Raw genomic sequence first — 17,643 nt, forward strand, 5'->3', positions numbered from 1 at the left:
GATGGACCGCGCCAGCGGTCCGGCAGAAATCGGCGGTCGCCATTTGAAAGCGCCGTGTCGTGCCTATATGGCTTGTCCTGTAGCTGATCCTTCACCCGCTGTTCTGCCGGGTCATGCAAGAGAGAAATAGATGCGTATCACGATGATTGGTGCCGGCTATGTGGGTCTGGTCTCCGGCGTTTGTTTTGCCGATTTCGGCCATGAGGTGACCTGTGTCGACAATGTCGCGGAAAAGGTCGAGGCGCTGCGCAACGGCGTGATCCCGATCTACGAGCCGGGCCTCGATGAACTGGTGAAGTCGAACGTCAAGGCGGGCCGCCTCACCTTCACCACGGATCTGGCTGCAGCCGTTGCCGATGCCGACGTGGTCTTCATCGCGGTCGGCACGCCGTCGCGCCGCGGCGATGGCCATGCGGATCTCTCCTTCGTTTATGCCGCAGCAAAAGAGATCGCCCATGCGATGAAGGGTTTTACCGTCATCGTCACCAAGTCGACGGTTCCGGTTGGCACCGGCGACGAGGTGGAGCGGATCATCCGCACCGAGCGGCCGGACGCCGATTTTGCCGTCGTCTCCAACCCGGAATTCCTGCGCGAAGGAGCGGCCATCTCCGACTTCAAGCGCCCGGACCGTATCGTCATCGGTTCGGAGGACGAGCGCGCCACCGAGGTGATGCGCGAGGTCTACCGGCCGCTTTATCTCAATTCCGCGCCGCTGTTCTTCTGCGACCGCCGCACCTCGGAACTCATCAAATATGCCGGCAATGCGTTTCTCGCGATGAAGATCACCTTCATCAACGAGATGGCGGATCTCTGTGAAAAGGTCGGCGCCGACGTGCAGAAGGTCGCCAAGGGCATCGGCATGGACAAACGCATCGGCGACAAGTTCCTGCATGCCGGCCCGGGCTATGGCGGTTCGTGTTTCCCGAAGGACACCATGGCGCTGGTCAAGACCGCGCAGGATCACGACAGCCCGGTGCGCCTCATCGAAACGACGGTGGCGGTCAATGATACACGCAAGCGCGCCATGGCCCGCAAGGTGATGGCCGCCTGCGACGGCAATGTGCGCGACAAGAAGATTGCCATCCTCGGCCTCACCTTCAAGCCGAACACCGACGACATGCGCGACGCGCCGTCGATCTCGATCATCCAGGCGCTGCAGGATCACGGTGCAAAGATCCATGCCTATGACCCGGAAGGCATGGAGATTGCCCGCGGCATGCTCTCGGGCGTCGAGTTCGGCACGGATCCCTACAAGATCGCCGAAGGTGCCGATGCGCTGGTGCTGGTGACGGAATGGGATGCGTTTCGCGCGCTCGACTTCCGCCGCCTGAAACAGATCATGGCCCAGCCGGTGATGGTCGACCTGCGCAACGTCTATCCCGCCGAGGAAGTGACCCGCCACGGCGTGAGCTATTTCGGGGTCGGACGTCAGGTCGCTGCGGAATAATCCACACAAGACACGAAGCAGCCATCGCCTTCGGCTGCTTCGTTGTCACCAGACTTTCAAAAAAAACGTCACAGAGAGCTTGTGCAATAAAAATCTGTCGTCTATATGGGCGCCACTGGTCACGGAGTGTAGCGCAGTCTGGTAGCGCACCACGTTCGGGACGTGGGGGTCGAGTGTTCGAATCACTCCACTCCGACCAGTTTAAAACTCCCGAAAATCCCCGAAATCTGCTTGATTATGCCCTCAGAGGCACGGCAATCGTTGCGTCGAACATCCGCAGCGCTTCGTCGGCCGGGATTGCCTTGCCGAAAAGAAAACCCTGGCCGTAGGTGCAGCCCATGCTGGAGAGGCTCGAAAGCTGGTCTTCGGTTTCTATCCCTTCGGCAGTCGTCGGCACCTCGAGGCCGATCCCGAGGCCAACGATGGCCCTGACGATCTTTTCCTGCTTCTGCTGATCCTGGAACGACGTCACGAAGCTTCGATCGATCTTGATCTTGTCGAAGCTGAAGTTGGAAAGCTGCGCCAGGTTGGAATAACCGGTGCCGAAATCATCGAGAGCGACCGAAATTCCCGCAGTGCGCAATTCGCTGAGGACCGATGCCGCCGTCTCCAGATCCTGGATCAGCGCGGTTTCGGTGATCTCGATCTCAAGCCTGCGCGGATCGAACCCGGTCTCCATCAGAATTGCGAGGATACGAAGACCGAGCATCCTGTCCTTCAGCTGTATGGGCGAGATATTGAAAGAAAGGCGCGTATCAGCGGGCCAGCCGGCCGCGTCCCTGCAGGCCTGTCGCAGCAACAGATCCGTCAGTTTGGTCATCAGGCCACTTTCTTCGGCCAAAGGAATAAAATCGACGGGTGAAATGAAACTTCCGTCCTCCATCTGCCAGCGGGCAAGCGCCTCGAAACCGCTGATCTTGCCGGAATGCAGGTCTATGATCGGCTGATAGAAGGGTCTGATGCCGCCATAGGCGACGGCATGGCGGAGATTGCGCTCTGCGAGATCACGCCGCTGCGCCCGCTCGCGGATGGCGGCGTCGAAGACCTGGACCTTGCCGCGTCCGGCCGATTTTGCCGCATACATCGCCGCATCCGCCGCCCGCAGACATTCCGCACCCGTGGCGCCATCGGTGGGCGCAGTTGCAACGCCGATACTGGCGCCGACATCGAGTGTCGTGTCGTGGAAGGGGACCGGGCGGTTCAGCGATTGGAGGAGGGCCGTGGCGACCGGGAGCGCGAGGCTTGGCGTGTCGATGACGGCCACAAATTCGTCACCTCCCATGCGGAAAAGGTTGTCGTCCGCCACGTGCTCGCGCAGCCGCGCGGCAATGGTCGTCAGCACAACATCGCCGGCATGATGCCCGACGAGATCGTTGATGCGCTTGAATCCGTCGAGATCGATCATCAGGACCGAGAATTTGCGCGTCGAGTTGGGGGCCTCTTCCCACTGGCGAAGCCGGCGTTCCAGGCTATGGCGATTCTGCAGCCCGGTCAGATGATCGTGCAGCGCCATCCAGTCGACCTGCGATTCCGCCTTCTGGCGCCGCGTCTTCTCCTGACGAAAATCCCAGAGACGCAGGATGCCATAGATCAGACTGAGGAGGCCAAAGATATCCAGCGCGAGCAGGACTTCGTCGAGTTCATAATCCTCATGCTCCTGCAGGAAGGTCAGAAGCAACTCGTAGGCATCGAAATGCACGAAGACGGCAAAGGCTGCAACACCCACCGCGCCCAGCAGCCACGCCTGCCAAACAGCTTTCCTGGCATAGATGTTCATAGTGACCGGCCAATCGACTGGTGGCCGTCATGGCCGCGATGCGGATGGGCATTTCCGCAAGGGCTCATGTTTCCCTATCCGCTTTAAAAAACCGATAAGGAACCGAGGATTTATGAGCACCCCCTCATTAAGCCAGTCCTATCAGCTTGATTCAGATCAAGGCCTGCTCGCCCTGCGGGTGAGATGAGTTCAAGCGGAGGGGTATGTCGGGGAAACCTGACGATAACCCGTGACTGTTCGCCTTTGGGGGATGTTCCAATGAACAACACCGTTCCGATCGTGGCGCTGACCGTGGGGGCGTTCCTGGCGCTTCTGGGTGCCGGCTTCGCCCACGATCATCTGTTTTCAGCCCATATGTGGGTGCTTTTCTTCACGCTGACGGCGGCTACGATCGTCATGTTGCGTCGGGTCAAGTTCGCGCCGGCCGGCCAGGCCGCGCCCGACCGGTCCGGTTATTTCGACGAGGTCGTCAAATACGGCGCAATCGCCACCACCTTCTGGGGATGCGTCGGCTTCCTGGTTGGCGTGGTCGTCGCCTTGCAGCTTGCCTTCCCGGACCTGAATTTCGGTCCGTGGTTCAACTTCGGACGCATGCGCCCGCTGCACACCTCCGCCGTCATCTTCGCATTCGGGGGGAATGCGCTGCTCTGTACGTCGTTCTATGTGGTGCAGCGCACGTCGCGCGCGCGCCTCTTCGGTGGTGACGGGCTCGGCTGGTTCGTTTTCTGGGGTTACCAGCTCTTCATCGTCATGGCCGCAACCGGCTATCTGCTGGGCATTACCCAGGGCAAGGAATATGCCGAGCCGGAATGGTATGTCGACCTCTGGCTGACCATCGTCTGGGTCGCCTATCTCGTGGCCTTCCTTGGCACCATCCTGATGCGCAAGGAACCGCATATCTACGTGGCGAACTGGTTCTACCTGGCCTTCATCGTCACGATCGCCATGCTGCACGTGGTCAACAACCTGTCTATCCCGGTCTCCTTCCTAGGCGTCAAGAGCTATTCAGCCTTTGCCGGCGTGCAGGACGCGCTGACGCAATGGTGGTACGGCCACAATGCCGTCGGCTTCTTCCTGACGGCAGGTTTCCTCGGCATGATGTATTATTTCGTGCCCAAGCAGGCAGGCCGCCCGGTCTATTCCTACCGCCTGTCGATCATCCACTTCTGGGCCCTGATCTTCATGTATATCTGGGCCGGCCCGCACCACCTGCACTATACGGCCCTGCCGGACTGGGCACAGACTCTCGGCATGGTGTTCTCGATCATGCTGTGGATGCCCTCCTGGGGCGGCATGATCAACGGCCTGATGACGCTGTCCGGCGCCTGGGACAAGATCCGCACAGACCCGATCATCCGCATGATGGTGATTGCGATCGCCTTCTACGGCATGTCGACCTTCGAAGGCCCGATGATGTCGGTGAAGGCCGTCAACTCGCTCAGCCACTACACGGACTGGACCATCGGTCACGTTCACTCAGGTGCGCTCGGTTGGGTCGGCATGATCTCCTTCGGCGCGGTCTACTTCCTCGTTCCGAAGCTGTGGAACCGCAACCGCCTCTACAGCCTCGCCATGGTCAACTGGCACTTCTGGCTCGCCACGCTCGGCATCGTCGTCTACGCCGCCGTCATGTGGGTCGCCGGCGTCCAGCAGGGCCTGATGTGGCGCGAATATGACGATCAGGGCTTCCTGGTCTACTCGTTCGCCGAAACCGTCGGAGCCATGTTCCCCTACTATGTGCTGCGCGCCGTTGGTGGTGCCATGTACCTGGTTGGTGCACTCATCATGGCCTTCAACATCACCATGACCATCCTCGGCTACGAGCGGGAGGAATCGCTTCCCGGCGTCGTTCCTGCCGGTCTCCAGCCCGCCGAATAAGGAGTGGATCCCATGTCCATTATGGAGAAACACCAGTTCATCGAGCGCAACGCGACCCTGCTTCTCGTCGGCTCGCTGCTCGTGGTCTCGATCGGCGGTATCGTCGAAATCGCGCCGCTCTTCTACCTCGATAACACCATCGAGAAGGTGGAAGGCATGCGGCCCTATTCACCGCTGGAGCTTGCCGGCCGCAACATCTACATCCGCGAAGGCTGCTATGTCTGCCACAGCCAGATGATCCGCCCGTTCCGGGATGAAGTGGAGCGTTATGGCCACTACAGCCTGGCGGCCGAGAGCATGTACGACCATCCCTTCCAGTGGGGTTCGAAGCGGACCGGGCCGGATCTCGCCCGTGTCGGTGATCGTTATTCCAACGAATGGCACGTGCAGCACCTCATCCGCCCGCGCGATGTGGTGCCGGAATCGGTGATGCCGAGCTACGCCTTCCTGAAGGAAACGCCGCTCCAGGTGACGGACGTCACGATGGACCTCAAGGCCAACAGCCTTGTCGGCGTGCCGTACACGGAAGAGATGCTGCAGAACGCCAAGGCGGATCTTTCCGCCCAGGCGGACCCGAACGCCGATACCTCGGCGCTTCTCGCCCGCTATCCGAAGGCAAAGATCGGCGATTTCGACGGCGATCCGGCGAAACTCACCGAGATGGACGCGCTCGTCGCCTATCTGCAGATGCTCGGCACGCTGGTCGATTTCACGACCTATGACGATGCCACCGGTTATCGCTGAGGAGGTCTGGTGATGGAAGTCTATACCGCAATGCGTCACTTCGCCGACAGCTGGGGCCTTCTGGCAATGACCCTGTTTTTCGTCGGCGTGGTGATCTTCACCTTGCTTCCCGGCGCGAGCACCTCGGCGAACGAGGCCGCAAAAATCCCTCTGAAGGAGGATTGATCATGGCGGACAAACATATTGATGACATCAGCGGCGTCGAAACCACAGGCCATGATTGGGACGGGATCCGCGAACTGAACAATCCGCTGCCCCGCTGGTGGCTCTGGACCTTCTACGCCACCATCATCTGGGCGCTTGTCTATACCGTCATCTATCCGGCCTGGCCGATGCTGACGGATGCAACGAAGGGGGTTCTGGGTTATTCCAGCCGCAGCGAACTGGCGGCAGAAATGGTGAGCGCCAAGGCGGCGCAGGCCGGCGTGCGCGACAAGATCGCAAACTCGTCCCTCGACCAGATCCTCGCCGACCCGCAGATGACCCAGTTTGCCACCGCGGCCGGTGCCGCAGCCTTCAAGGTCAACTGTGTCCAATGCCACGGTTCCGGTGCCGCCGGCGGGGCGGGTTATCCCAACCTCAACGACGACGACTGGCTGTGGGGCGGTAGCGCCGAGGCCATTCACCAGACGATTGCCCACGGTATCCGGTATGCCGACGATGCGGACACCCGGATCTCCGAAATGCCGGCCTTCGCCGACATCCTGAAGCCCGAGGAAATCCGGCAGGTTGCAGCCTATGTCGTCAGCCTGACCGGCAAGCCGCGCGATACCGCCATGGTCGAGCCCGGCAAGCAGTTGTTCATCGACAACTGTGCGTCCTGCCACGGCGAGGATGCCAAGGGTAACCGCGAGTTCGGCGCCCCCAATCTGGCCGATGCCATCTGGCTGAAGGTGAAGGACGAAGCAGAGATCGCTCAGCAGATCCGCCAGCCGAAGCACGGCGTGATGCCGGGTTGGCAGGTGCGCCTCGGCGACACCACCGTCAAGGAACTGGCCGTCTACATCCACTCTCTCGGCGGCGGCGAATAAATCACGCCTCCGACAGATACTGCAGCAAAAGACCGGCCGGGGCGCGAATGCCCCGGTCGTTTGTCATGAAGAGATGGCAGCCGCAGAACTCGGCGGTCGCCACATGCAGGGAATCGATAAGCTTCATGTTGAGTTCGGCGCCCAATTCGGCGGCGCGCTCGATCAGAGACAGCGTGACGGGGGCAAGCGTGATGAACTCTTTGTCGAAAAGCAGTTGTCGATAGACGTCAGCGCTGTCGTGGTTGCCTCGCCGCAGTGCGCCTCGAAGACATTCGCCGAGCGCCAGTTCGCTTGATACCAACTCTGTTTCAGGCTCCACACTGTCGAGCAAATCCTGCGCCATCGCGCGATAGTGCGGGTCTCCGTCAACGGCATAAATCAGAATGTTTGTATCGACGTAGATCCTGTGGCGCGCCTTACTCATTCGTTGCCACGAAACTCTCGTATTTCCCTGAGCACCTCATCACCTGACAGTCCGGACGAATGACGCGAGGCGTCTTGCAACAGCGCCCGAATTCTGTCCTTGCGATTTTGCCACGCTTCCGCGTTATCCTCGCCACTCGTCGCCGGCAGGTGCTCCCGCAGTGTCTCGACCACCACATCCATGCGGGAATGGTTTGTGCGGGCCGACACGCTGTCGATGCGCGACAGAAGGTCATCCGTCAATTCGATTTCCAGTCTGTGCTTGCCCATGGACCGTCTCCTGTTGCAACCAATATACGCGAGAATGCCGGGCCTTGCCATATTGGGCGCAAAGGTCGCACCTCGAGGATTGATTTCCATCAAGGAATAACAGGCATTTTGGAGGCAGGGTTTCGGTGATCAAGGATGGAAACCCATGTCACTCGAAACCGCACATTCTGAACATATCGACGCCGGCGCCGGCCAGCCGGGAACCGATGCGAGGGTGACGGGCCAGTCCTCTCCGTCCGCCTCTCCCAATCCCGAGCCTCTGTATTCGGCGCGCGAGAAGATCTTTCCCAAGCGGGTCGAAGGGCAGTTCCGGCGGTTCAAGTGGCTGGTCATGGCCGTGACGCTTGGCATCTATTATCTGACGCCCTGGATCCGCTGGGACCGTGGCCCCTATGCGCCGGACCAGGCCGTGCTGGTGGATCTGGCCGGCCGTCGCTTCTATTTCTTTTTCATCGAGATCTGGCCGCAGGAGTTCTTCTTCGTCGCGGGCCTTCTCGTCATGGCCGGCTTCGGCCTTTTCCTGGTGACATCCGCCGTCGGACGGGCCTGGTGCGGTTATACCTGTCCCCAGACGGTGTGGGTCGATCTCTTCATGGCCGTCGAACGGTTCATTGAAGGCGATCGTAATGCCCGCATGAAGCTGGAAACTGCCCCTTGGGGCCTGTCCAAGCTGTGGAAGCGCGTAGCAAAGCATGCAACCTGGCTTGCGATCGCGGTTGCCACCGGCGGCGCCTGGATCTTCTATTTTGCCGACGCCCCTTCTCTCGCCTTCGATTTCGTCACCGGACAGGCGAACTACGTGGCCTACTCCACCGTCGCAATCCTGACCGCCACGACCTATGTGCTGGGCGGCCTGATGCGCGAACAGGTCTGCATCTACATGTGCCCCTGGCCACGCATCCAGGGTGCCATGCTGGACGAGAACTCGCTCGTCGTGACCTATAACGACTGGCGTGGCGAGCCGCGCGGCAAACACGCCAAGAAGGCGGCGAGCGCCAATCAGGTCGTCGGCGACTGCGTCGATTGCAATGCCTGCGTCGCCGTCTGTCCCATGGGCATCGACATTCGCGACGGCCAGCAGCTTGCCTGCATCACCTGCGCGCTTTGTATCGATGCCTGTGACGGGGTCATGGACAAGCTGGGACGCGAACGCGGCCTCATCGCGTATGCGACCCTCAACGAATACCAGTCGAACATGGCGCTCGCCACCGACAACGGGCGCACCTCGATCGATCCGAAGCGCGTGCGCAGCGACGATGGCAGCTTCAGCGACAAGGTGCGCCATTTCAACTGGCGCGTCATCTTCCGCCCGCGCACGCTCGTCTACATGGGCGTGTGGAGCGCCGTCGGCATCGGCCTCATCGTCGCACTGCTCAGTCGCGACCGTCTGGAGGTCAATGTCGTCCACGACCGCAATCCGCAGTTCGTGGTGGAATCGGACGGCTCGATCCGCAACGGCTACACCATCCGCCTGCTGAACATGATCCCCGAAAAACGGACGATCCTGTTGTCGATGCAGGGGCTCAGCACGGCCGAGATGAAAATCCCGCAAGTGTCGAGCGACTATTCCGACCGCGTCTTCGCAATCCCGGTGGAACCGGACAAGGCCACCACGCTCAAGGTCTTCGTGACGCTGCCCAAACATGCCGTCGAGGACGCACGGGAAGGCTTCCGCTTCATTGCCGAAGACCGTTCCAGCCACGAGCGCGACGTCTACAACGCCACCTTCTACACACCCGGAGCCAAGTGATGAGCACCCGTCAGGCCAAGGAATTCGTCTTTACCGGCTGGCATATGCTGGGCGTGATCTGCCTCTTCTTCGGCACCATCATCTCGGTCAACTTCTTCATGGCCTATCAGGCGATCCACAGCTGGAGCGGCATCGTGGTGGAAAACACCTATGTCGCGAGCCAGCAGTTCAACACCAAGGTCGCCGAAGCCCGTAAGCTGAATGGCAGCGGCATTTCCGGCAGCCTCACGGTAAAAGACGGCGTTGTCCGCTACGCGATCGCCGATGCCACGGGGAGGCCCGTGCTTGCCGATCGGGTCACCGCGAGCTTCCGGCGGCCGGTTGGCGATCACCAGGATTTTCAGGTTCAGCTTTCTGATCTCGGCGACGGTCTTTTCGAGGCGAGCCGAGAGGTCCTGCCGGGTCACTGGATCGTCGAGATCTCGGCGCTTCGCGACGATCAGCGGATCCTGCATCACACCCAGCGCATCGCGGTGATCGGGGACGGACAATGAGTTGCTGCGCGCCGGGAACCGAATCGTCCCTGGAGATCGAGCGTGCCGCGCACGGCTTGCCGTCGCGTGAAGAATTGTTGCTGGCAAGCCGCGATCTCGGCAACGGTCTGCTGCAGACGGATCTCAGCGTGCCGGGCGTCCATTGCGGGGCCTGCATTTCCGCGGTGGAAAGCGCGCTCGGCCGGCTGCCGGCCGTTACCAAGGCGCGCGTCAACCTGTCGACGAAACGGGTGTCGATCGTCTGGCAGGCCGGCCCGAAAGAGGCCCCTACCAATCCTGCGGATTTCGCCGATGTCATCCGCCGCGCCACCGGCTACGATGCCCACCTCTTTTCGACGGAAGCGGACGAGGCGGACCAGCTGAAGACCCAGCTGATCCGGGGGGTCGCGGTCACCGGATTTGCTGCTGCCAACATCATGCTGCTGTCGGTCTCCGTCTGGTCCGGGGCGGACGCCTCGACGCGCGACCTCTTCCACTGGATCTCGGCGATGATCGCGGCACCGGCACTCGTCTATGGCGGTCGCTTCTTCTATCGGTCCGCCTTTGCGGCGCTGCGCAGTGGACGCACCAACATGGACGTGCCAATCGCGCTCGCGATCACGCTCTCCTACGCGGTCTCCCTGTGGGAGACGATCCACCGCGGCGAACATGTCTGGTTCGATGCGACGGCCTCGCTCCTGTTCTTCCTGCTGATCGGCCGCACGCTGGACCACATCATGCGCGACCGTGCCCGCTCAGCAGTGACCGGCCTTGCCCGATTGGCGCCGCGCGGGGCGCTGGTCGTTCAGCCGGATGGCAGCCGCGAGTATCGCCCCGTACGGGACGTCGTTCCGGGTGATGTCATTGCCGTTGCGGCCGGTGACCGTATCCCCGTCGATGGCATCGTCATCCAGGGACGAAGCGATCTCGATCTCTCCATCGTCAATGGCGAAAGCGCACCCGTTGCGGTCGAACCGGAAGATCCTGTCCAGGCCGGAACCGTCAGCCTCACCGGCGGTCTGATGGTCCGTGCGACCGCGAGTGCACGGGATTCCTTCCTGGCCGAGGTGATTTCCCTGATGGAAGCCGCCGAGGGCGGACGCGCCCGTTACCGGCGCATCGCCGACCGCGCGGCGACCATCTATTCGCCTGCGGTCCACCTTCTGGCGCTTTTGACCTTTCTGGGCTGGGGGATCGGTGGCGGAGACTGGAAACAGGCGCTGCTGATCGCGATTGCGGTTCTCATCATCACCTGCCCCTGCGCACTCGGCCTCGCCGTACCCGTAGTGCAGGTCGTTGCCGCCGGACGCCTGTTCCGCAACGGCATCATGGTGAAGGACGGCTCGGCCATGGAGCGCCTGGCGGAGGCCGATACGGTCGTCTTCGACAAGACCGGAACCCTGACGCTCGGAACGCCCCGGCTGCTGCAGTCGAGCGGTCTTCCCGCCCATCTGGCGCTGGCGGCAGCGCTTGCCTCCTCTTCCCGCCATCCCCTGTCGCAGGCGATCTATGCGGCGCATCGTGGCCCGAGCCCGGTCCTTGCCACGGTGGAGGAACGGCCGGGCGAAGGGCTCGTGGCGCGTCTGGCAGAGGGCGAGGCGCGCCTCGGTAAACGGATCTTCGCCTGCCCGGGCAACAGCACCGCGGATAAAGACGACGTCTCCGAAGTCGTCCTGTCCCTCGACGGTCGCGAACTGGCCTGCTTCACCTTCGAGGATCAGGTCCGCCGAGGTGCCGAAGAGGCGACACGCGAATTGTCGGAAAAAGGCTACACGCTCGGCATCCTGTCCGGCGACCGACAGGGCGTCGTGGCGCGGCTCGCTGCCCGTCTCGGAATCGTGAACTGGAAGGCGGAGCTTTCCCCGCGCGGCAAGACAGACGCCATCCAGGATCTCGCACACCAGGGCCATAAGGTGCTGATGGTGGGCGATGGAATCAATGATGCGCCGGCGCTCAGTGCGGCCCATGTGTCGATGGCGCCAGCCACGGCAGCGGATATCGGCCGCCAGGCCGCCGATTTCGTCTTCATGCATGAGAGCCTTGGCGCCGTTCCGCTGGCGATCGATGTATCGCGCCGCGCCGGTCGGCTCATTCGCGAGAATTTCGCGCTCGCCATCGGCTATAACGTGATTGCAGTGCCGATTGCCATTGCCGGTTATGCCACGCCGCTCATTGCGGCGGTGGCGATGTCAACCTCGTCGATGATCGTCGTCGTGAATGCCCTGCGTCTCAACCAAATCCGCAGCGCAGCGATCGGACTTGCCGATCCGCAACGTCGTGACGGCGCAAATCTCGGCACGAAGGCGCAAGCTGCATGAATATGCTCATTTACCTCATCCCGATCGCACTGTTCCTGGGCGGACTGGGGCTTGGCGCCTTTCTGTGGTCGCTGAGAAGTGGGCAATATGACGACCTGGACGGCGCCGCCTGGCGTGTCCTCAATGACGAAGACCTGCCAAAGGACAAACGCAAAAAGGGCTGATGACACCCGCATCAGCCCCCTTTGTCGAAATTCATGGATGCGCCGATCAGGCGGCCGATTGGGCCATCCGGGGCTTTACCGCCACGGCCGGAACCCGGCGGATGATCTCTTCGGCGTAAAGCCGGGCATTTTCGCGAGCCTTGTCCAGGTTGCTCACCCGATCCGCGCTCATCGTGTAGAGCGTTCCACCGCAATCGAAGACATCGCGGAAGGCAGCGCGCTCGATGATCGGCGTGTTCAGCACGTCGACATTACGCTGCGCCAGCAAGCCCTTCACGGCGAGCAGGGCACGGGTCGTCACCATGGAATTGACGCGGGTGAGAACGACCGAATGCGGCACCTTCAGGCCGAGCTTGGCGTCCAGATACTGCAGAAGTTCCAGCACGTGCGCGCCCCCTTGCGCATCCATGGCGCAGCCCTGGATCGGGATCAGCACGTGATCGGACAGACCGATCGCCTTGGCGAGAAGCGGGCTGCGGGCACCCGGAAGGTCGATCAGGAAATAGTCGGTTGCGGAGGCCATTTCCTGCAGATGCCGGTCGATAGAGGCCTGCGTGACATAGGGAATGACGGTGAGCCGCGGCAGGGGCTGAGACAGATCGTACCACCGGGACATCCAGAACTGCGGATCCGCATCCAGCACGGTGACGCGATGACCCATACGGGAAAGCTCTGTTGCAAGCAGAAGCACGGCGGTGGTCTTGCCGGCGCCTCCCTTGGTATTGGCGAAGGTAATGACGGGCATGTCCGGTCCCTGAAGGTTCGCGAGCCGTAAATCGCTCTCACTCGGCACTGAGATCGTGCCCCTTCATTCTTCTGCAACATGGTTAATAAACCGGAAAAGCCGGACGTGGATGCTGGCCTTGCCGCGGCAATTTTCGGCCTGAAGTTGTACCATCATCTGCAAGGGCCTGGGCCACAACCGCCGACGGCGGGCTCAGTGACGGCGATCGGCCGCCATGATCTCCTGGGCGATCTGCTGCAGGGGCACGACCCGGTCGACGCCTCCTCTGGCTATCGCCTCCTTCGGCATGCCGAAAACCACGGATGTCGCTTCATCCTGGGCAAGGGTGAAGGCTCCCGCCTGGTGCATTTCCTCCATGCCGCGGGCACCATCATCGCCCATGCCGGTCATGATCACGCCCATGGCATTGGCACCGGCGCAACGCGCCGCGGACCGGAACAGCACATCGACAGACGGGCGATGGCGCGAAACGAGCGGCCCCTCGCGGACGCTCACCTCGTATCGGGCGCCACGCCGTTCCAGGAGAAGGTGTTTGTCACCCGGCGCAATCAGCACATGGCCGCGCAAAACGGGATCGCCATTGACCGCCTCCTTGACCTCCACTTCGCACAGGCCGTTCAGGCGCTTGGCAAAGGCAGCGGTGAAGGTTTCCGGCATGTGCTGAACGATGACCAAGCCCGGCGCATTGGCCGGCAGCGCCTCCAGAAGCTCCCGAAGCGCTTCCGTCCCCCCCGTGGAGGCGCCAACGCAGACGACCATTTCCGTCGTCTTGGCCATGGCGCCGGCCCGCGGCGGCGGCAGAACCGCATCGGCGGTCAGCTTGGCCTGGACCATTTCGGACTTCGGTCTGAAACGGCGGAGTTTTCCCATGCGCGCACGCGCCGCACCCTTCACGGCATTGCATACCCGTTCCGAACTCTCGGCCAGATGATCTGCGGCACCGATCTTCGGTTTCAGAATGATGTCGATTGCACCCGCATCAAGCGCCTGAAGCAGTGTTTCCGAACCCTCTTCCGTCAGCGAGGAACACATGACGACCGGAATCGGGTGTTGCGACATCAGCTTGCGCAGAAAGGTGATGCCGTCCATCTGCGGCATCTCGACGTCCAGCGTAATAACGTCCGGGATTTCCTCGCGGATCTTCTTGGCGGCAGCAAAGGGATCGGAGGCAACGCCGATGACCTCGATCTCGGGATCCTGAGAGAGGATTTGTGTCAACGTTTGGCGGATGCTCGCCGAATCATCGACAATAAGAACCCGGATCTTTGGTTTTTGCATGATGCGCTACACCCGTTTGAAGACCGTGTTGGCCACCTGTTTGATCGGCAGGCTGAGACCGGAAGCCGTTTCCGAATGACCTATGAAAAGATAGCCGCCAGGCACTAAGCAATCGCAAAGACGGGACAGAACATGCAACTGAGTTTGCTTGTCGAAATAGATCAACACATTGCGGCAGAAGATGACATGCTGCATCTCGTCGACCGGATAGGTGTCATCCATCAGGTTCAAGCGTCCGAACCCCACATGCCGACGCAGGTGCGGCGCGATGCGGACCTCGCTGCGGCGCGGATCGACGGCCTCCATCACGTATTTCCGGCGCAGAGGCCGCGGAACGGGTTCGATCATGTCGCGCGTGTAGACCGCGCGCCTTGCCGTTTGCAGGACCTCCGTCGACAGGTCAGTCGCAATCACCTTGAAGGAGAGATCCGGCTTACCCTCCATGAATTCCTGCAGGACCATGGCCAGTGTGAAGGGTTCGGCCCCCGTTGAACAGGCGGAACTCCACACCTTCAATTGCCGATGCCCCTGAGCAAGGAGATCGGGTATGGCCTTTTCCGCCAGATATTCGAAGTGTTTCGGCTCGCGAAAGAAATCGGTCTTGTTCGTGGTGACCGCGTCAATCAGGTAGATGGATTCCGTTTCCAGGCCATTGTGCTCGAACAGATAGTCGCAATAGGCATTAAAGGTCTCGATGCCGGTTGCGCGCAGACGTTTGCGCAGTCGCCCTTCCAGCATCGTCACCTTGGTGATCGGCATCTTGATGCCGCTGTATTTGTATATGTAGGCACCCAGGCGGTCGAAATTCCGCTTGCTCAATCGATCATCAATCGGTTGATGGACCACTGCATTGCTTGTTGCCACGCGGGAACTCCTCATGCGACGTTCTGCGTCTTCCCGAAGCCGGAAAGGGCTGCGCCCGAATCGGAGAAAAGGCGGGCGAGATCGATGATGACGACGAAGCCGCCGTTGCGGCGCACGACGCCGGCGATGTAGTCGGAACGCCAGCGGATGCCGATGTCCGGGGCATCCTCGATCTGGCCGCTCTGGAACGGCACGACCTCGTAGACCCTGTCAGCCACCAGCCCGAGCGCCAGGACCCGGCCCTCCACCGGCACGTCGAGCACCAGGATACGCGTGTGTGGCGTCTTTTCGGTGCGGCTCATGCCGAGCCTCAGGCGCAGATCGATGACGGGTACGCCCTGGCCGCGCACGTCGCGAAGACCGAGAAGGTAGTCGGGACCATGCGGGATCTTGAACGGATCCTCGTGGTCCAGGATCTCCCGGACCACGTCGACCGGCACGGCGAAGATCTCTTCGCCGAGGCTGAATGTCACGAACTGTGCTTCTGAGGCTGTTGACATGGTTCAGGCACTTTCCCGAAAGTTGAGGTCATCGTCATCCGGTCCGCCCATCGAAAGATCAAGGGCAAACCCTTTCACGCGCGCCTGCTGCGTGGCAATGCTGTTGTTGGACCCGCGGGAGAACCCGGCAGCCGGCTGGCCCGCGGATGCCTTATTTGCAACCGCCGGAGCAGCCTTCGTGGTCGACCGGGCAGACTTGGCCCGTTCCACACGGAAGAAGGCGATCGAAGCCTGCAGTTCTTCCGCCTGGGCGGCAAGTTCTTCCGAGGTGGCCGACATCTCTTCCGAGGCACCGGCATTCTGCTGCGTCACCTTGTCAAGCTGCTGGATCGCCTCGTTGATCTGGCTCGCACCAATATCCTGCTCGCGACAGGCAGCCGAAATCTCCGAAACGAGTTCGGCGGTCTTCTGGATATCCGGCACCAAGCGGTTCAGCATCTCGCCCGCCTCGGTCGCCACCTGGACGGTGTCACCGGAGAGTGCCGAGATTTCAGACGCGGCCGCCTGGCTGCGTTCGGCAAGCTTGCGCACTTCGGATGCGACAACCGCAAAACCCTTGCCGTGTTCGCCGGCACGCGCCGCTTCGACCGCAGCGTTCAGAGCCAGCAGATCCGTCTGACGGGCGATTTCCTGGACGATGGAAATCTTCTCCGCGATCGTGCGCATGGCACCGACGGCCTTGTTGACGGCCTGGCCCGAGGTCTCGGCATCACGCGAGGACTGGCGGGCAATCTTTTCCGTCTGGGCGGCGTTTTCGGCATTCTGCTTGATGTTGGCGGCCATTTCTTCCATCGAAGCGGAGGCCTGTTCGGCGGCAGAGGCCTGTTCGGTCGCGCCCTGGGAAAGCTGCTCCGAACTTGCCGAGAGTTCCTGGCTGCCGGACGAAACGTTATGGGAGGCGGCCAGGGCATCGCCGACCACGCTGCGCAGGCGCTCCACCATGTTCTCCAGCGCAATGCCAAGCGCGTCCGCATCGGATTGCCGGCGGGCGGTGACGGTCAGGTCGCCTTCGGAAATGGTGGTTGCCAGCGCGGCGGTCTGCTGCAGGTACTGGACCATCTGCGCCATCGAAATGCCGAGCGTATCCTTGTCCGAGAGCGGCTTGACGGAGACGCTGACATCTCCCAGCGAAATCCGGTCGGCCGCGGCAGCCGTCTGGCGCAGATTGGCCGTCATGATATTGACGGTATCGACGACATCCTTGATTTCGTCATTGGTCCGGATGGTGACCTCCTTGTGCAGGTCCCCGATCGCCACGGCACTGGTCACGTCCTTGATGGCGTTCAGACCGCGGTTGATGCTTGCGGCGAGCCAGGTCGCAACCGCGATCGAGCCGATCAGCAAAATCCCCGCGCCGGTAAGCAGGACCGTTCGCGACAATGCATACAGCTGATTGGTGCTCTCGTCGGTCTCTGCAAGGTCATCGGCGACGGATTTGTCCAGGTTCGCGACAGCCTGCAACAGCGCGTTGGCGACCATGGCTCCCTCTCCCATCGAGAGTTCCCCGGCCTTGCGATTGCTGTCGGACGTGTTTTCGGTCGCAAGCTTCAGGACCTCGTCCTGAATACGCACGAAGCGTTGGAACGAACTGCGGAATTCGCTGATGCTCTGCAGGATTGCGGCATCACGGCTATCGCTCAGCAGGCTGAGGGACTTCTCAACGGTCGCCCGCTCCTCGTTCGCCTCGCGGACATACTCGACGATTTTGGCCGGATCGGTGTTGATGATGGCGTTCTTTTCGGCGCGAATGCTCATCAGGACCGCCTTGGACAACCGGCTGGAATCACGCAGGTTTTCGGCCGGGCCCTTGACGATGTCGGTGATCGCGCTGTTGAGCGACGACAGGTTCGTGACGGACAATAGGGACATGGCTCCCGCCAGGCAGATGATCAGCCCGAATGCGACAGCTAATTTCAATTTGATCGTAAAGCGCATCTTGTAACCTTCCACGGAACCCAAATATTCCGCTTGAAACGACCGC

At 61.4% G+C, this 17,643-nt stretch carries 17 protein-coding genes and 1 tRNA gene; 10 read left to right on the top strand and 8 right to left on the bottom strand.

What is annotated here, in order from left to right; genetic code table 11:
* Window positions 1-130: 130 nt before the first annotated feature.
* Together OU993_RS07110 and OU993_RS07115 are read left to right on the top strand one after the other, a co-directional pair.
* Window positions 131-1,447 carry a UDP-glucose dehydrogenase family protein gene (locus OU993_RS07110; RefSeq protein WP_268155721.1) on the top strand — a complete coding sequence of 439 codons (1,317 nt, stop codon included), beginning with the start codon at window positions 131-133 and terminating at the stop codon, window positions 1,445-1,447.
* Between the two features lie 122 nt (window positions 1,448-1,569).
* A tRNA-Pro gene (locus OU993_RS07115) sits at window positions 1,570-1,646 on the top strand.
* 36 nt (window positions 1,647-1,682) lie between these two features.
* On the opposite strand, the gene OU993_RS07120 is transcribed toward OU993_RS07115, so the two are convergent.
* Entirely contained in the window at window positions 1,683-3,224 is a 1,542-nt protein-coding gene (locus OU993_RS07120; RefSeq protein WP_268155722.1) for a putative bifunctional diguanylate cyclase/phosphodiesterase, read from the bottom strand.
* Window positions 3,225-3,482: 258 nt separating this feature from the next.
* On the opposite strand from OU993_RS07120, the gene ccoN reads away from it, so the two are divergent.
* From ccoN to ccoP, 4 genes are read left to right on the top strand one after another with little or no spacing between them, the layout of a single operon-like run.
* A complete protein-coding gene (gene ccoN, locus OU993_RS07125) occupies window positions 3,483-5,102 on the top strand; it encodes a cytochrome-c oxidase, cbb3-type subunit I (RefSeq protein WP_268155724.1) in 1,620 nt (539 codons plus the stop codon).
* A 12-nt stretch (window positions 5,103-5,114) separates the two neighbouring features.
* The gene (gene ccoO / locus OU993_RS07130; RefSeq protein WP_268155726.1) at window positions 5,115-5,846 is read left to right on the top strand and encodes a cytochrome-c oxidase, cbb3-type subunit II; all 732 of its coding nucleotides are present in this window, start codon (window positions 5,115-5,117) and stop codon (window positions 5,844-5,846) included.
* Between the two features lie 12 nt (window positions 5,847-5,858).
* Complete coding sequence (locus tag OU993_RS07135; protein WP_165216298.1) at window positions 5,859-6,011, top strand: cbb3-type cytochrome c oxidase subunit 3; 153 nt, start codon at window positions 5,859-5,861, stop codon at window positions 6,009-6,011.
* Window positions 6,012-6,013: 2 nt separating this feature from the next.
* Entirely contained in the window at window positions 6,014-6,877 is an 864-nt protein-coding gene (gene ccoP / locus OU993_RS07140) for a cytochrome-c oxidase, cbb3-type subunit III (protein WP_268155727.1), read from the top strand.
* A gap of 1 nt (window position 6,878) precedes the next feature.
* On the opposite strand, the gene OU993_RS07145 is transcribed toward ccoP, so the two are convergent.
* Both OU993_RS07145 and OU993_RS07150 read right to left on the bottom strand, forming a co-directional pair.
* A complete protein-coding gene (locus OU993_RS07145; RefSeq protein WP_268155729.1) occupies window positions 6,879-7,301 on the bottom strand; it encodes a type II toxin-antitoxin system VapC family toxin in 423 nt (140 codons plus the stop codon).
* Window positions 7,298-7,570, bottom strand: a complete 273-nt coding sequence (locus OU993_RS07150) for a hypothetical protein (protein ID WP_268155731.1) — start codon at window positions 7,568-7,570, stop codon at window positions 7,298-7,300. The genes OU993_RS07145 and OU993_RS07150 overlap by 4 nt, the downstream gene beginning before the upstream one ends.
* A 145-nt stretch (window positions 7,571-7,715) precedes the next feature.
* Between OU993_RS07150 and ccoG the strand changes: the two genes are divergently transcribed.
* The 4 genes from ccoG to ccoS are packed head-to-tail and all read left to right on the top strand — an operon-like array spanning window position 7,716 to window position 12,275.
* On the top strand, window positions 7,716-9,320 hold the full coding sequence (gene ccoG, locus OU993_RS07155; RefSeq protein ID WP_268155733.1) for a cytochrome c oxidase accessory protein CcoG: 1,605 nt from the start codon (window positions 7,716-7,718) through the stop codon (window positions 9,318-9,320).
* A complete protein-coding gene (locus OU993_RS07160) occupies window positions 9,320-9,814 on the top strand; it encodes a FixH family protein (RefSeq protein ID WP_268155734.1) in 495 nt (164 codons plus the stop codon). Before ccoG ends, OU993_RS07160 begins: the two co-directional genes overlap by 1 nt.
* The gene (locus tag OU993_RS07165; protein WP_268155736.1) at window positions 9,811-12,111 is read left to right on the top strand and encodes a cation-translocating P-type ATPase; all 2,301 of its coding nucleotides are present in this window, start codon (window positions 9,811-9,813) and stop codon (window positions 12,109-12,111) included. Before OU993_RS07160 ends, OU993_RS07165 begins: the two co-directional genes overlap by 4 nt.
* Window positions 12,108-12,275 carry a cbb3-type cytochrome oxidase assembly protein CcoS gene (ccoS, locus tag OU993_RS07170; RefSeq protein ID WP_268155738.1) on the top strand — a complete coding sequence of 56 codons (168 nt, stop codon included), beginning with the start codon at window positions 12,108-12,110 and terminating at the stop codon, window positions 12,273-12,275. The genes OU993_RS07165 and ccoS overlap by 4 nt, the downstream gene beginning before the upstream one ends.
* A 46-nt stretch (window positions 12,276-12,321) precedes the next feature.
* On the opposite strand, the gene OU993_RS07175 is transcribed toward ccoS, so the two are convergent.
* The 5 genes from OU993_RS07175 to OU993_RS07195 form a co-directional block, all read right to left on the bottom strand.
* Complete coding sequence (locus OU993_RS07175; protein WP_268155740.1) at window positions 12,322-13,020, bottom strand: ParA family protein; 699 nt, start codon at window positions 13,018-13,020, stop codon at window positions 12,322-12,324.
* A gap of 192 nt (window positions 13,021-13,212) precedes the next feature.
* Window positions 13,213-14,298 carry a protein-glutamate methylesterase/protein-glutamine glutaminase gene (locus OU993_RS07180; protein ID WP_268155741.1) on the bottom strand — a complete coding sequence of 362 codons (1,086 nt, stop codon included), beginning with the start codon at window positions 14,296-14,298 and terminating at the stop codon, window positions 13,213-13,215.
* 6 nt (window positions 14,299-14,304) lie between these two features.
* Window positions 14,305-15,162 (bottom strand): CheR family methyltransferase, encoded by an 858-nt coding sequence (locus OU993_RS07185; protein WP_268155743.1) that lies wholly within the window; start codon window positions 15,160-15,162, stop codon window positions 14,305-14,307.
* Between the two features lie 11 nt (window positions 15,163-15,173).
* The gene (locus OU993_RS07190; protein WP_268155745.1) at window positions 15,174-15,662 is read right to left on the bottom strand and encodes a chemotaxis protein CheW; all 489 of its coding nucleotides are present in this window, start codon (window positions 15,660-15,662) and stop codon (window positions 15,174-15,176) included.
* 3 nt (window positions 15,663-15,665) lie between these two features.
* Complete coding sequence (locus OU993_RS07195) at window positions 15,666-17,597, bottom strand: HAMP domain-containing methyl-accepting chemotaxis protein (RefSeq protein ID WP_268155747.1); 1,932 nt, start codon at window positions 17,595-17,597, stop codon at window positions 15,666-15,668.
* Window positions 17,598-17,643: the final 46 nt, after the last annotated feature.

Source organism: Rhizobium sp. SL86 (assembly GCF_026672545.1).
Taxonomy (GTDB): domain Bacteria; phylum Pseudomonadota; class Alphaproteobacteria; order Rhizobiales; family Rhizobiaceae; genus Neorhizobium.